The sequence below is a fragment of the Roseofilum sp. genome, from assembly GCF_982964205.1.
In genome coordinates this window covers 1-14,614 of sequence record NZ_CEZBFX010000037.1, presented here as the reverse complement: position 1 = coordinate 14,614, position 14,614 = coordinate 1, and the positions used below count along the sequence as shown (strand labels likewise).

Annotated in this window: 12 protein-coding genes; 6 read left to right on the top strand and 6 right to left on the bottom strand. The window is 47.0% G+C overall.

The annotated features are described in order from the left end of the window. The first annotated feature begins 179 nt into the window (after window positions 1–179). The gene (locus tag AC3A14_RS11405) at window positions 180–1,445 is read left to right on the top strand and encodes a hypothetical protein (protein ID WP_318732394.1); all 1,266 of its coding nucleotides are present in this window, start codon (window positions 180–182) and stop codon (window positions 1,443–1,445) included. Here the strand turns inward: AC3A14_RS11405 and AC3A14_RS11400 are convergent. Beyond that, window positions 1,442–2,410 carry an ABC transporter permease gene (locus AC3A14_RS11400; protein WP_318699995.1) on the bottom strand — a complete coding sequence of 323 codons (969 nt, stop codon included), beginning with the start codon at window positions 2,408–2,410 and terminating at the stop codon, window positions 1,442–1,444. The two genes, AC3A14_RS11405 and AC3A14_RS11400, sit on opposite strands and share 4 nt — an antisense overlap. 96 nt (window positions 2,411–2,506) lie before the next feature. Beyond that, a complete protein-coding gene (locus AC3A14_RS11395) occupies window positions 2,507–3,685 on the bottom strand; it encodes a quaternary amine ABC transporter ATP-binding protein (protein WP_318699994.1) in 1,179 nt (392 codons plus the stop codon). 330 nt (window positions 3,686–4,015) lie between these two features. Between AC3A14_RS11395 and AC3A14_RS11390 the strand changes: the two genes are divergently transcribed. The 3 genes from AC3A14_RS11390 (at window position 4,016) to AC3A14_RS11380 (ending at window position 7,586) form a co-directional block, all read left to right on the top strand. Beyond that, a complete protein-coding gene (locus tag AC3A14_RS11390) occupies window positions 4,016–4,321 on the top strand; it encodes a hypothetical protein (RefSeq protein WP_318699993.1) in 306 nt (101 codons plus the stop codon). A gap of 229 nt (window positions 4,322–4,550) precedes the next feature. Next, window positions 4,551–6,665: a pentapeptide repeat-containing protein gene (locus AC3A14_RS11385; RefSeq protein WP_318732395.1), complete on the top strand. Its 2,115-nt coding sequence runs from the start codon at window positions 4,551–4,553 to the stop codon at window positions 6,663–6,665. Between the two features lie 69 nt (window positions 6,666–6,734). Further along, entirely contained in the window at window positions 6,735–7,586 is an 852-nt protein-coding gene (locus tag AC3A14_RS11380; protein WP_318732396.1) for a Uma2 family endonuclease, read from the top strand. 43 nt (window positions 7,587–7,629) lie between these two features. Here AC3A14_RS11380 and AC3A14_RS11375 read toward each other — a convergent pair whose 3' ends face one another. Further along, complete coding sequence (locus AC3A14_RS11375) at window positions 7,630–9,141, bottom strand: DUF3370 domain-containing protein (protein WP_318732397.1); 1,512 nt, start codon at window positions 9,139–9,141, stop codon at window positions 7,630–7,632. Window positions 9,142–9,436: 295 nt separating this feature from the next. Here AC3A14_RS11375 and AC3A14_RS11370 point away from each other — a divergent pair, with 295 nt between their 5' ends. Beyond that, on the top strand, window positions 9,437–10,153 hold the full coding sequence (locus AC3A14_RS11370) for an MORN repeat-containing protein (protein ID WP_318732398.1): 717 nt from the start codon (window positions 9,437–9,439) through the stop codon (window positions 10,151–10,153). A gap of 179 nt (window positions 10,154–10,332) precedes the next feature. Here the strand turns inward: AC3A14_RS11370 and AC3A14_RS11365 are convergent, their stop codons facing one another. The 3 genes from AC3A14_RS11365 to AC3A14_RS11355 all read right to left on the bottom strand — a co-directional run bounded on the left by AC3A14_RS11365 (window position 10,333) and on the right by AC3A14_RS11355 (window position 13,547). Next, window positions 10,333–11,148, bottom strand: coding sequence for a Uma2 family endonuclease (locus AC3A14_RS11365; RefSeq protein ID WP_318732399.1), 816 nt, complete (start codon window positions 11,146–11,148; stop codon window positions 10,333–10,335). A gap of 146 nt (window positions 11,149–11,294) precedes the next feature. Continuing rightward, window positions 11,295–12,161: a fructosamine kinase family protein gene (locus AC3A14_RS11360; protein ID WP_318699987.1), complete on the bottom strand. Its 867-nt coding sequence runs from the start codon at window positions 12,159–12,161 to the stop codon at window positions 11,295–11,297. A 60-nt stretch (window positions 12,162–12,221) separates the two neighbouring features. Beyond that, window positions 12,222–13,547: a M16 family metallopeptidase gene (locus AC3A14_RS11355; RefSeq protein WP_318732400.1), complete on the bottom strand. Its 1,326-nt coding sequence runs from the start codon at window positions 13,545–13,547 to the stop codon at window positions 12,222–12,224. Window positions 13,548–13,740: 193 nt separating this feature from the next. Between AC3A14_RS11355 and AC3A14_RS11350 the strand changes: the two genes are divergently transcribed. After that, complete coding sequence (locus AC3A14_RS11350; protein ID WP_318732401.1) at window positions 13,741–14,526, top strand: Uma2 family endonuclease; 786 nt, start codon at window positions 13,741–13,743, stop codon at window positions 14,524–14,526. Window positions 14,527–14,614: the final 88 nt, after the last annotated feature.

Below are 14,614 nucleotides of genomic sequence, written 5' to 3'. Positions count from 1 at the left end.
ATTGTAGCACTTACATTTTTATTTGTGGCAAGTGGAAAACGCAAGAAATCACCTCTGATTTCTTGTTTAAAAACACCTATCTCCTCGATTTTCTGCCACTAGCTGAACCTCTATGGAAGATCGACTAACCTGAAAGTATGGCAATAATAGAGAGAAGACCAACAACAGAGGTAGCAAACATGGCTGTTCCGAATCTGAAACTGATGGAAGCAGTGGAGGATCTGGGGTATCGGGTAACCGTTGGAGATGTGTCCACCCGCACCGGGTTTAATGTGGCGGAAACCCAGCAAGCGCTTTTAGCTCTCGCCGCAGATGCGGGGGGACATCTCCAGGTGGCTGAGTCTGGCGATATTGCCTATCTGTTTCCGAAAAATTTTCGCACGATTCTACAAGGGAAGTTTTGGCGCTTGCGTTGGCAAAAGACGCTACAGCAAATTGGGCGGATTTTGTTTTATTTGGTGCGAATTTCCTTTGGTATTTTGCTGATTTTATCGTTAGTGCTGATTTTAGTGGCGATCGCCGTCATTGTCATCAGTCTGCAAGCGTCGCAAGAAGGAGACTCCGATGGCACAGGGAGTCGGAGATCAGTGGGTTTCTTTTGGTTTCCACTCCATTTAGGGGATTTGTTTTGGATGTTCTCTCCCGACTATTCCAGCCCAAAGCGTCATCAGCGCTCGTCGTCAGAAATGAACTTTTTAGAGGCAATTTTTTCCTTTTTATTTGGGGATGGTAACCCAAATGCCCATTTAGAACAGCGTCGTTGGCAGGCGATCGCAGCTACAATCCGTTCTCAACAAGGAGTCGTGGTGGCTGAACAGATTGCGCCCTATTTGGACGATCTAGGTAAGGGGTACGATCTCGAATATGAAAATTATCTGTTACCCGTTTTGGTACGCTTCAATGGTCGTCCCGAAGTCACTCCAGAAGGGGGAATTCTTTATCAGTTCCCCGATTTACAAATTACGGCCACTGAGCAAGCTTCAACAAGCTATTCTTCCTATCTCCAAGAGAAGAAATGGCGATTTAGTGCCGCCAGTTCAACCCAAATTATATTAGCGATCGGCTTAGGAGCCGCCAATCTAATTGGGGCATTAGTCTTGGGAAGCTTATTGGCAGATGGCACAGTAGCGGCTGAATTGGGGGGATTCGTTGCCTTTGTCCAATCTATTTACGGTATTTTGTTAGCCTATGGTGTTGGATTTTTAGCCATTCCCCTGATCCGTTATTTCTGGTTGGGACAAGCCAATGGGAAAATTGAACAACGCAACCAAACTCGCCGCGATCGCTACTCCATGCTCTGCGATCCCACCCCAGAAGTACAGCAGAAACTCGACTATGCTGAACATCTGGGCAAAAAACAGGCGATCGTCCCTGACGATCTCGCCTATACCACCGAAACCGATATCTTAGAGCAAGATATTAACCGACTTACAGGAGACCCTTAGAAGCCTTTCCCTAGGTCGATCTCGTGTGTTTGGGGAAAAGAAAGCAACAAGCCCACCGGCCCGCGTTTTTTCCAAGAGACTTTTTGGGGTTTACCCAAAGCTTGGGTTACCCGGTCTAATAGGATCGCAACTAACACAATACTGATCCCCCCAACAGCCGCTAATCCCACATCTAAACGACCAATGCCTCGTAATACCATTTGACCCAGACCTTCGACAGAAATCATCGAAGCCACAACGACCATGGAGAGGGCTAAGAGAATGGATTGATTCACACCAGCCAGGATAGTGGGTAGAGCGAGGGGAACTTGAGCTTCCCAGAGGACTTGGTTGGGAGTCGAACCAAAAGCGATCGCCGCTTCCACCACTTCCTTCGAGACTTGACGAATCCCCAGATTGGTTAATCGAATTAGGGGTGGCACAGCAAAAATCAAAGTTACAATGACTCCAGGGACTTCTCCAATACCAAAGAGCATGACCACAGGAACCAAATAAACAAAGGAGGGCAAGGTTTGCATGGCATCCAGAAGCGGCCGCAAAATGGAGTCAAAGCGATCGTTTCTGGCGGCTAAAATGCCAATCGGTAGGCCAATCAGAATACAAAACGTCACCGCACAAATTACCAGGGATAAGGTGGTCATTGCCGGTTCCCAGGTTCCCAATAAGCCAATTCCTACCATGGCAACTAAACTATAGATTGCAATGGCAGAACCACAAAATTGCCACACCAGCAACCCTAAGAAGATTAAGAATAAAGTTGGAGGAATCGCCAACAAACCCACTTCAATCCCATTCAGGACAAAGGCAAAGGGAACTCTAATGAGTTGGAAAACCGGGCGAAATTGATCGACCAAAAAATCGACAAAATTGGAAACCCAATCCCCTAGGGGCAGGGTATACAGTTGAAAAGGGTCAAGTAAAACCGGTGTTTCGCTGATTAAAGAAGGAGAGAAACAATCAATCATGAATTTATGAAACCAAATAACACTATTTTTTGACAGGGGGAGGAAAGGGGGAAGCTAGGTTTGTCCTATTCCCTAGTCCCTAGTCCCTAGTCCCTATTATTGACTCATACTCATTAATACTTCTTTGGGGGTAATGATGCCGTGGAATTGTCCCTCAGGATTAGTGACAGCGATCGCCATCCCAGAATCCGAAAGCGAAAAGGCTGCTTCTAAACAATGGGAATCTTCAATTTTGGGAAAGTCATTAACTATCAGATGAGCTAGATCTTGATTACCATTGTTGAGCGCATACTCAAGACGCTGCTTCTGGAGCAAACCGACCGGAACTTTGTTCTCATTGACAACATAGAGCTGGTTGACTCCTTGTTTTTTCATCTGTTCTAGAGCAACCTCAATTGTATATTGATGCCGATTTAATGGGGTCGTCTTCCGTGCTACTGTGCCAATTTTCAGCACTTGAGCGCGATTAACATCCTGGGTAAAGGCACTCACATAATCATCAATGGGACTTAACACCAAATCTTCAGGAGTGCCTACTTGTACCACTGCACCATCTTTCATAATCGCCACGCGATCGCCAATTTTCAGCGCTTCTTGAATATCGTGACTAATAAATACAATCGTTTTATGCAGTTCAGCTTGCAAGCGAATCAACTCATCTTGCATTTCCCGCCTAATTAAGGGGTCAAGGGCACTAAAGGCTTCATCCATTAGCAAAATTTCTGCATCTGTGGCTAAAGCACGAGCTAACCCTACCCGTTGTTGCATTCCTCCACTCAAAGACGAGGGCAAATAATTGCGCCACTGTTCTAATCCCACTCGCTCTAAAATCTCTATCGCCTTATGTCGGCGCTCCTTGAGTCCCATCCCTTGCACCTTCAACCCATAAGCCACATTTTCTACGACTGTCTTATGGGGGAATAAGCCAAACTTCTGAAACACCATCGCCATTTTAGTGCGACGAATTTCCCGGATTCTCTGTTGACTCGTATGAACCACTTCCTCACCATCAATGTAAATATTGCCCCTGGTGGGTTCAATCAATCGATTAATGCAACGAACCAGAGTTGATTTCCCCGATCCAGATAATCCCATGATTACAAAGAGTTCCCCGCGATTAATTTCCAAGGAAACATCGGCGATACCCAGAACATTACCGGTTTCCTTCAAGATCATCTCACGGTTTGCCCCCTCTCGGAACCTTTGCAAAGCTCTCGAGGGGTGTTTTCCGTAAATTTTGATTAAATTTTCCAGGTGGATTTTGGTTTCACTCATGATGATTCCAGCATAACATCAACAGCACCCTAGAGATCTTTAACTAGAGCGCTGCTGTATACACTATAAACGACGACTTGGTGTTTCTCGACTTTAATGGGTGTGCTGTATTACCAAATAGCCAGGGTCGATCCTATCCTCCGACCCTATTCCCTATTCCCTATTCCCTATTCCCTAGCACTTCGCACTATATCTCTTTGGACGATCATCTGTTTTTGTACTCTTCCATCTTTCTCTTCTGTGCGTCGCCGTCTCACCCCCCATCCTCTGCACCCCTTGAGCTATCCTAGTAGAGTTGCTTATCAACACCTGGTTTGGAGAGCAGAACCGATGAATCCTGAAAATCCCCGCGATCCTAGTCGCCGTCTGCGAGAGAGCGAAGAACAACTCAATCGTCCATCTAGCCCATTTAGCTCTGAGGCGATTAAAGGCCTATTGACAAAAATTCAAACATGGTATCAAGGTCTATCGAATACCGGTAAACTGGTGGTCGCTGGTGTGAGTGTAGTGATTGGCTTTGGATTTCTCAATCTGTTCCTGCGCTTGGTCACTACCCTGATTACCTTAGCGGTATTGGGAGGAGCCTTATACTTAGGTTACAAATTCTTAATTGAATCTGACCCCTCGCAAAATTAAGTTAAAGTGCAAAGAGTTTTGTGTAGGGGAGGAGGCAATAGGTACGAATGGCAATAGGCAATCGGAAAAACCCGATTTTTCCCTTTCCCGATTCACCATATATAGTATTCTCCAGTTAACTTGGATCTATATGGGGGATTTTACAAAATGCACATTGCCTTAACTTGTCACTATTACCCATTACCCATTACCAGGACGTAGCGCTCTATTCAGTTCAAGACTCGACCCTATGGCAAGTTCAACGGCCCCTAAAGAGAGTAACTCTTCTTTCCCTAAGCCACCCCTTAAACTTCGTCGTCCCCCCTTATCCCTGCGACGGTTTAGTGCTTGGGTAGTTGAGGTCTCTATGGTCGTCGTGAGTGCTGCCGTTCCCTATGGTTTGGGGGACTATGCCAAAAATCAAGGGAATCAACCCCCAGTTCCTGTAAATTCCCTGGTGGCTACCGGCCAAGAGACGATCGCCAAAACCCTAGCTCTACAAGTGAGCGATCGCCAAAACCAGGTCTCTCCTCTCACCAACTTACTCTGGTCTGTTGCCTTTATTGCCCCTGTGGCTGTGGCTGGATGGCAGCTCTATCTGCTGGGAACCACCGGCCAAACTTCTCCCAAACTCTGGTTAGGAGTGCGGGTGATCTCGTTTAATGGCGGTGTTCCGGGTATCGGACGGGCTTTTGTGCGCGAGGCGATCGGGCGTTGGGGACTTCCCATCGGCGTAGCTTACGGCATTTGGCGCTATAGTGGAGCCTTTCCCCAATTAGCAATTCTACTGGGTTTATCCGGTTTAATGTTGACCGTGGAAGTCTTTAGCGGACTGTTTGACCGCTATTATCGCGCCTTCCATGACCGCATTGCGGGAACCTATCCCATCTCCGAACCCTTAGCCATCAGCTACACCAGTTCGGAAGAAGACCCTCCGGGCGCTCTGGCTGTTACGCCTAAAACGGGGAAAGAGCAACCCAGTTTATGGGGTTGGATGCAAAATCATCCCGGCATTACCCTGGTGAGTGCGATCGGGTTAGGCTTAGGTTCTGTACTGATCGCATTTGTGGGAACCCAAATTTTTATCCAATCCCAAACCACGGTGCGTGAAGGGGATGCTCAGGATAATCAACTGTTCATCGAACTTGTGCAACATCTCGATCCCTCAGTCGCCAATTCTGCCCAAAAACGTCGCGAGGCAGTCTTAGCCATGGGCACACTCAACGACCCCAAAGCCTATCAATTTCTAGTTGATTTATTAGTTCAGGAAACTGACCCCCGCTTAGTCGATGCCATTCAACAGGCCCTGTTTAGCATGGGGCCGGATGCTCTGCCCTATTTACAACGGGCGAATCTAGCCCTGCAAAAGGACATGGAAACCCTCAGTCCAGGGAGTAGCCAAAAACAACAGAACATTATCCGCTTACGTCTGCGGGCGACCCAACAGGCGATCGTAAAAATTCTCACCATTGACCAGGGAAACCCTAAAAACTTTTCTCTAGCGCAAGTGGATTTAGGTAAAACTTCTGCCCCCGTTGCCTTTGTTGCAGCGATGGAAAAAGCCGACCTTTCTGGGATTAATTTTCGCGGGGCAATCTTATCTCAAGCCAGCTTAAGATGGAGCCGATTTTATGGCGCAGGAGAAGACCAGCGCTTAGGCACGTTTGACGATGAAGTTGCTGATTTAAGCGGTTCAGACTTAAAAGAAGCGGATTTAACCGGCGCAGTCCTCTCCAATGTCACCATTCGCCGTACCAATTTGATTCGCGCTATTTTGAATAAAGCCAATTTAAATGAGGCTCGACTGACTGGCTCAAACCTCAGTAGCGCTCAGTTATCGAGTGCTACACTCGAGTCTGCTTTCTTAGAAACTTCTAGTTTAACTGGAGCCAACTTAAACGATGCTAACTTTTCTTATGCCAACTTACAAGGCTCGCGATTAGGACAAGTTCAGGCGATTTCGAGTCAGTTTAAGTTTGCGAATCTCACGGAAACGACCTGGGAAAATGCCAATTTATCCCAAGCCAATTTCAGCAGTGCCCAATTGCAATCAGCAGATTTTACCGAAAGTCAGTTAATGGGTGTGACGTTCAATAGTGCCCAACTGCAAAATGCTAATTTTGCTGGAGCAGACTTAGTGGATACTAATTTTCAAGGCGCAAAATTAGCCGGTGCGAACTTCGAGGGTGCGGTTTTTGAACCCGTAGTCAAATCGCCCAACAAAGATGAATTTATTGAAAAACAATCTCCTACAACTGAATCTGAGGGATTCGCAGGAGTAGATTTTAGTGAAGTGCAAAATTTAGATGAAAAGCAACTGACTTATCTGTGTTCTCAAGGTGCAATTCATCCCAATTGTGAATAGGGTATATTCCCCTCTGTCTGGGATACAATCAAAAATAACGGAAAACTAGCAGAACATGGGGAACCCACAATGTCAGTAGAAATCACTACCCAGACTCGCCCCGGAACTGAAACGACTATGGAGCCGGAGTGGAACCCCCCCAGTCCGCCCACTGACCTGATTTTTGATGATGGAGAACCCTTGGAAAGTAACCGCCATCGCATTGCCATGAACGTCCTGATCCGATCCTTGCAGCAAGCCTGGAGCGATCGCAATGACTTTTACACGGGCGGTAATATGTTTATTTACTACAGCGACAAAAAAGTTTTCAACAAAGATTTTCGCGGCCCGGATTTCTTTGCTGTTCTTGATGTCGATGGCACCAAACAACGACAGGGTTGGGTGGTGTGGCAAGAAAATGGTTCCTATCCTGATGTCATTGTGGAACTGATGTCACCGAGTACGTCCAAAGTAGACACAGGAAAGAAAAAAGATATCTATGGACGGATTTTCCGCACTCCAGATTATTTTGTCTATGACCCGTTTAAACCAAAGTCCTTACAAGGATGGCATTTAGACACTTCTAAGGGGTATCAGCCCTTGGTTGCTGATGAGCGAGGTTGGTTGTGGTGTGACAGTTTGGGCTTTTGGCTGGGAATTTGGTCAGGAACCATCGACCGAGAGGACGCAGTTTGGTTGCGCTTTTATGATGCTGATGGCAATTTGGTGCAACTGCCAGAAGAAGTAGCGCAACAACGCCTTGAGGAAGCGGAACAAGTGGTTGAGGCGGAACGGCAAAAAGCTGAGGCGGAACGGCAAAAGGCCCAACAAGCTGAACAACTTGCCCAGGAGGAGAGCCAGCGAGCCGAAACTGAACGCCAGCGAGCCGAACGTCTCGCGGAACGATTGCGGGCGATGGGGTTAGATCCAGATAACCTTTAAGTGAGCAATACCTAAAAAATAGACACTGGGTTTCCTGTCAGTATCAATTCTGTGTTTTAACGGTTAGGACTTGGGGAGGGGTAGCATCGGGGGGATAAATCAAATCCACCTGCACCTGTTGGCGATCGCCGGGAGGCAGGGTTAACTCTAATAAAGCCTCTCCCCGTTGTCCTCGCTGTTGCACTAAATGCATATAACGTTCTGTCGCTTGTCCCTGGGAATTTTGATGCACAATTCGCACCGTTCCCCGGAAGAAGATCCGATCTTCGGGAGGATCTAAAAACATTAATAATCCTTGCGTACCATCATCTTTTAAGGGGGTTTGCAAAGAGATAGTAACCTTTTGTGCTTTCTGAGTATTGTTATAAAGGGGCAAAGTTAAATTATATTCAACCCCATAATTCCCATGGCCAAAATAGGCTGTATCTGGATAGCGGGTTAACATGGGAGCGCTTTGGATTTGTCCTGTACCCAGCCGTCCGCGATGGAGTAAGCTTAGGCCGTAGGCGATCGCCCGTCCGGGTTTGGGAATCGTTAAATCCTCAGATTGGGGATTATCGGTTAATGTCGTTGTCCATTGCGAACCCTGGGAAATTCCCGCCACTCGACCATAAATAAACCGAGCGGGGAAGTTGGTGGTTTTATTATCAATGGGAGTCGGTCGTAAATCTCTTGGCCCTGATAAAGTGCCCTTCACCAATAAACTCAGCCATTCTTGCAGGGTTGGCACACGCTCCGTACCATCCGGGTTTTTCGGGGATAGCATCGCTAAATTCGCCACATGAACTGGGCCATCTGTTTCCACCCGCAACAGAGTCGAGCGACCGTTGGAGGTCGGAAGCACGGTTCCCGCAGGAATCGGGAGATTCATCAGTTGTTGAACTTCCCCGGGTTGAATTACTGTCACATCTGGCCAATTCCCTTGTTTTCGACCCCGTAAAACATCGCCTACAGCACGACTTCCAGGGCCAGAAAAGATGGTTCCCAAGCGATTATCTACAATTTCGGGTAAGTCGATAAAAATGGCATCGGGGCGAGTTAAATAACTGGCTCCTTCCAACACTCTGAGAGTAATCGGTTGATTCGTTGGATTATAGACTAGAATTCCTTGAAAGAATGACCGAATTTCTGCTTGTGTTCTAGCACGAGAAATATGATGAGCAAAAATATCAAATCTTCCCTCTAAAGGATAATCTAGGTGGGCTTGAGGGTGCTGCATTCCCCGTTTTGGAAATGTGGATAAGAGAATGCCTTCAGTTTTGACCAGTTCGGGACTATTACTATTAAAAACTGGAACCCGATCCAGTTGACCTGATAAGGGACGAACTTCAGTCGGTTGTAAGTATTCAAATTGTGGCAAGGTAGGAAGCTTGGGAATGGTTTCGAGGGGACTCAAGCGCTCTGGAGGAGGGAGAGGGGGAGGTGTAGGGCTAGGAGTCGGTTCAGGGGTGGGTTGAGCAGTCGGTTGAGGAGCGGGATCGATCAGTATGGGAGTCGGTTCAGAAGGCGGAATCGGAATTTGGGAGAAAATCAACAAAGAAACTAATGGCAGCATAGGCTCGCAGTAGGGTTAATTAGGGAAATATCCGAAAGTGTTATCGTTTTTGGCTCATGATCTAGTCACCTCTTCGTTAGATTTGGGAGAATCCAAGCTGCATGGCTTGAGCCAGCAGAAGGTGACGTACCGATTACCAGTACCTGGCGCTCTACTTAATTTTCTCGGATCTGAATCGAGATCCGGGGAAGTTTCGATCGCCACTGCATGGAACTTTTTCCATTAACCGGATTAACTTTAAACCTATATGATAGAGAAGTTTGAACATTAAGACCAGATCGTGGGATAGAACGCAATGCAACGGATGATAGGACAACCCCAATTTGGATTGGCTCACGGGTTAGCGATCGCCTTAATTTCTGCCACAGTGACCGCCCTCACTGGGTTTAGCCTCCCCGCACAGGCTAACCCTAATTCTCTGTGTCGAGGGAATTTTAGCGGCGGTATGTTAACAGGTGAAGGAACGTGTACCCTTCCCAGTGGAACTCAGTATCAAGGGCAATTAGTGGAGGGCATTTTTCACGGTCAAGGAACCCTACGTTTCCGTAATGGATTTCAATGTCAAGGTACGTTCCGTAATGGTCGTCTGCAAGGGGATGGAGTTTGCTCATTTGGGCGACAATATCGCTATGAAGGGCAGTTTCAGAATGGTCAGCGTCTGGGTCAAGGAGCGATCGTTTTGAGTACCGGAACGCGCTGTGAAGGGACAATTCAGGATCAACAGTTGAATGGTATAGGAACCTGTGTGTATCAAAGTGGCGATCGCTATCAAGGAGCCTTTCGCAACGGTCGTCCTGATGGTCGTGGGGCCCTAAATTTTGCCAATGGAACCCAATGCAGTGGCGCGTTTCAGGATGGTCAATTGAATGGCTTTGGCACTTGTATTTTTCCCAGTGGTAATCGTTATGAGGGTAATTTTCGCAATGGGATGAAACAGGGTTGGGGCGTTTTTACTTATACCAATGGCACGAAATTGGAGGGAAATTGGCAAGCTGGAGTGTTGAAAAAGTAGTGCATTAGACAAGCGAAATGAAGCGATCGCTTTCTTGCGGTTGCAATGACGACTGTTTAACCGGACATCCTATTCTTATCCAAGAGAGTATAGATTGGTTCTTCCCTATCTCCCCCATCTTTTTCTAAAGTATCAAATTAGCTGTGTCACGGTATTACAAGATGGGCGATCTCCTCGATTCACACTCCCTCCGGGTTAATTCCCTGCGCTCTGAGCAACTCAGCCAGTCGTTCAGCCCGTTGGCGTTCCTGCTCTAACTCAGATTCAGCCCTTTCCGCTCGTTGACGCTCAGTTTCCGCTCGCTGCTGTTCAATTCTAGCCCGTTCATCTCCCGTTAATAGCAAATTTCCCTCACTATCCCACCACCGCAACCAAGGCAATTCCATGTTTCCATACTGTCCTTGCCAAATTCCTAACTCTACACCCATGGGGTTAATGGGATAATGACCTCGTTTATTGGCTGCCACTAACTCATAGCGATCTTCGATTAAATGATAAACTTCTACACTCTTTTTCTGCACTTCATAGATGGCGTAAAACGCCGGACGGATGATTTGTTCGTAGACCCAAAATTTACCTGGTTTTTGCCCCTTTTTCCGCACTTGGGATAAAGGAGTGTTATCGCGTTCTTCTGAACCATCTCCTGAGACGAATTCGATCGCTATTAAAGGGGGAATAAATTCCTGCCATAACACATAGGAACGCCTCGCTCTACCCTCAAGAGTGGGAGGAACGTTAGGAACATAAAACCAGTCGGGACATTCCGCGCCTCGTTCTGGAGGTTCTGTCATTCTCCAATAGATACCACAGTCTTGACCGATCGCGTAGCGTTGGTCTGGGTGTAGGCGATCTAGGGTAGATTGAATCGAATCTGTGAGTAAAATACTTTGGGGATGCTCCTGAAAATTTTTCACGAAAGTACCATCGGAATCAGGCAGTTGACTATGGTCGGGAAGGGTGGTAATTTCTGGTTGTGATGATTTGGCGATGGTCATCGGTCAGTGTTCCTCATCGCAGGGCATGGACGACAGTATAACATTTGCACAGTAGGGTAGGCAGGATCAGAAAAGTAGAAGATCGCGATCGCCTGCATCAATGTAATATTTTATTAAAATATGCGTGATTTTGCATAAATAAGACATCATCGCAAGAGTTGCCGAGTCATGCTGTTGGCTTGAGATCCATAGCCGCCACCAAAGAGATTAAAGTGATTGAGAATATGATAGAGATTGTAAAGGGTTTTGCGGACATTATAGCCGGGATTGGGGGGCAAAACTTGATGATAGCCTTGATAAAAAGAAGTAGGAAAACCGCCAAATAATTCGGTCATCGCTAAATCGACTTCGCGATCGCCAATATAAGTCGCTGGATCGAAAATTACCGGTTCTCCAGACACCGTGCAAGCCGCGTTTCCCGACCATAAATCCCCATGAACTAAAGAGGGTTGGGGATGATGATCGCCCAACAGTTCGGGAAGAGCAGCTAACAGTTCCTTCTCTTGCGGAAAATTTCCCCCTCGCCGTTTCGCCAGTCGGAATTGATATCCTAATCGATGCTCCCGATAAAATTCAACCCAATCCGCTGTCCAAGTGTTGATTTGAGGAGTTGAACCAATCGTATTATTGCCATCCCAGCCAAACTCTGGGCGAGGGGGTTTGGCGCTGTGCAAATGTGCCAATTGTCGCCCCATTTCTTCCCAAGATTTGGACGTTCCACCCCCGAATTCTAGCCATTCCAAGACAATATAGGCTGAATTGCCTGCGACTCCGGTACAAATGGGAGTGGGGACACGAATCGTTTGGGTATCGTACATTTGTTTTAAACCCAAGGCTTCAGCATCAAACATTTCGATATCTACAGCGCGATTGAGTTTCACAAAATAGACGCGATCCCTTCCCCGAACTTGATACCCTTGATTAATACAACCCCCACCGACCGATCGATGAGATTGAATTTCAAAGGGTTGGTTGGTCACTTCGCTAATACGATTGGCAATTAAATTCCACATGGCTTGGTTGGATAATTAACAATCAATAATTAAGATAATTATTAATTGTTAATCGTTAAATTATTTAGGTCTTATGGTGACGATACCATAGGCTTCTGGAGAAAGATAGGCACAAGCGGCTGCTTGCAGATCTTCGACTTCTAGAGAACGAATACAAGTGGGATAATTAAGGGCCAAGTTAACATCTTGGAGCATGGCTTGATGATATCCATACAGGTTAGCGTGATCGCTCGGTGTTTCCGTGCCAAAGACAAACCGGTTTGCCACTTGAGTGCGAATGCGTTGCAGTTCTGAATCTTGCAGATTATAGCTCAAAGCCGCCACTTGTTCGGCGATCGCCTCTTCCACTTCGGCTAAATGCTCTGTCGGCAACTGAGCCGCCACATAAAACAACCCTTGGCTATGATACGTTAAATTGGCTGCCATCACGCTAGACACTAACTTCCGCTCTTCTCGCAACTGACGGACTAACCGAGAAGTACGTCCTTGAGAGAGAATCGCACTGAGAATATCAAACGCATAGGTTTTGTCTTGAGCTAAAGCACCCGGAACCCGCCACACCATCACTAACCGTGCTTGCTGCAAACTCGGATCGACAGACTCTCGGCGTTCAATACCCGTAAACGGCGCTTCGCTTAAGCCATTAAAAGGGGCAGTGTCTGAAAACTGCCCTAATCTTGGTGTAACGGGTTCTGACGCTTTCAACCGTTCCCCAGATACCGTGAGCGTACAACTATCAGCCACAATTTGAATCAACTCGTCCACCGGCAAATTCCCCACCACCGCAGCAGTGAAGTTGTGGGGTTGATAATACTGCTGATGAAACTCTCGCATTTGCTCTGGTTTCAGACTGTCAATCACCGCTTTTGGGCCTAAGACTGGGCGACGATAGGGTAAATTTTCAAAGGCTAATTCCATTGCCTTTTGATAAACTCGGCGACGGGGATTATCTTCGGATCGATGAATTTCTTCAATCACCACTGAGCGTTCCCGTTCAAAGGCTTCATCGGGAATTGTGGCATTGAAGATCACCTCAAACTGTAGGGGGGCTAATTCCATAAAGTCTTGAGGCGCAGTGGTGATATAGAATTGGGTGTAATCTTGGCTCGTCAAGGCGTTGGTAACTGCACCTCGTTCTTCGATCCGGCGCTCAAATTCACCCGGAGGCAGACTAGGGGTTCCTTTGAAGATCATATGCTCTAGGAAGTGAGCCATGCCATTGATGGGGTCTGATTCTACCGCAGAACCGACTGGGAGCCACAGGCTTAAATTCACAGCATCCACAGGCATTTGCTCGGCGACGATAGTTAGTCCATTGTGCAGGTGACGCACGGTGGGAGAGATGCACCGTCCTGGAGTAGCAGACCTAAGCAAGGTTGAAGTCATTGAAGAAAAGTATCACAAGGTACAAGGTTCTTTTTCTATGGTAAACAGTTCTGCCAAAACTGGGATGTATTGATTCATAAGTTTCATGGAAAATTAGCATACGATCGCGTGGATCGCGTTCAGAGCGGCGATCGCTCCCGGACTCCAGAAAGGCTATAATTAAAGCCAAAGCAAGACGTGAGGCTCTGATGAAATGGTAGATAAACCAACAACTCCATTCATTGAAGAAGACTCTCTCTATCCAGACAGTGATGGTCAACCTGTGGGTGAAAATACCATACAATTCCGTTTGATTATGATGCTCCAAGGAGCATTGGATGCTTTGTTTAAAGATATCCCCGATGTGTTTGTGGCTGGAGATTTATTTTGGTATCCCGTGCAACTTTCATCGGAGGAAATAGAGAATCAGGAAGAACCATCTAGACAAGCTCCGGATGTGATGGTGGTGTTTGGAATTAAGAAAAAAGACCGTCCATCTTATAGGCAGTGGGAAGAGAACAATATTGCCCCTCAAGTGGTGTTTGAGATCGTCTCTCCGAGTAATAGTAAGGAAGCGATGACTAAAAAGTTTGAGTTTTATCAAACCCATGGAGTAGAAGAGTATTATGCTTACAACCCTAAAGGAAATAGACTCGAAGGGTGGTTGAGAAAAGGGGAGGTATTGGAAGAAATCACGCCGATGGAGGGCTGGACAAGTCCGAGGTTGGGCGTAAGTTTGACAACAGTTTCAGGAGAGTTACGGTTATTAACCGCAGAGGGAAAGCAGTTAGGAACCTATCTGGATGTGGTGCAAGAGCGCGATCGCGAGCGCCTGGAAAAGGAACGGGAGCGACTCGATAAGGAATTGGAGCGCCAAAGAGCAAATGCGGCTGAGTTAGAGCGCGATCGCCAACAGCAACGAGCGAATGATGCCCAAGCCACTATTGAACAATTACGCGATCGCCTACAGCAACTGGGAGTCGATCCCGATCGAATCTAACCTGAATTCGGGATAAACAGCGACTCTTTCCTCAGAGTGCGCTCCTATACGAGGGAGCGACTCATTGAACGTTACTGGCATCAGATCG

Coding starts and splice junctions, on each gene's coding strand:
- AC3A14_RS11405 (WP_318732394.1), top strand. CDS start 180: ATGGCTGTTCCGAATCTGAAACTGATGGAAGCAGTGGAGGATCTGGGG.
- AC3A14_RS11400 (WP_318699995.1), bottom strand. CDS start 2,410: ATGATTGATTGTTTCTCTCCTTCTTTAATCAGCGAAACACCGGTTTTA.
- AC3A14_RS11395 (WP_318699994.1), bottom strand. CDS start 3,685: ATGAGTGAAACCAAAATCCACCTGGAAAATTTAATCAAAATTTACGGA.
- AC3A14_RS11390 (WP_318699993.1), top strand. CDS start 4,016: ATGAATCCTGAAAATCCCCGCGATCCTAGTCGCCGTCTGCGAGAGAGC.
- AC3A14_RS11385 (WP_318732395.1), top strand. CDS start 4,551: ATGGCAAGTTCAACGGCCCCTAAAGAGAGTAACTCTTCTTTCCCTAAG.
- AC3A14_RS11380 (WP_318732396.1), top strand. CDS start 6,735: ATGTCAGTAGAAATCACTACCCAGACTCGCCCCGGAACTGAAACGACT.
- AC3A14_RS11375 (WP_318732397.1), bottom strand. CDS start 9,141: ATGCTGCCATTAGTTTCTTTGTTGATTTTCTCCCAAATTCCGATTCCG.
- AC3A14_RS11370 (WP_318732398.1), top strand. CDS start 9,437: ATGCAACGGATGATAGGACAACCCCAATTTGGATTGGCTCACGGGTTA.
- AC3A14_RS11365 (WP_318732399.1), bottom strand. CDS start 11,148: ATGACCATCGCCAAATCATCACAACCAGAAATTACCACCCTTCCCGAC.
- AC3A14_RS11360 (WP_318699987.1), bottom strand. CDS start 12,161: ATGTGGAATTTAATTGCCAATCGTATTAGCGAAGTGACCAACCAACCC.
- AC3A14_RS11355 (WP_318732400.1), bottom strand. CDS start 13,547: ATGACTTCAACCTTGCTTAGGTCTGCTACTCCAGGACGGTGCATCTCT.
- AC3A14_RS11350 (WP_318732401.1), top strand. CDS start 13,741: ATGGTAGATAAACCAACAACTCCATTCATTGAAGAAGACTCTCTCTAT.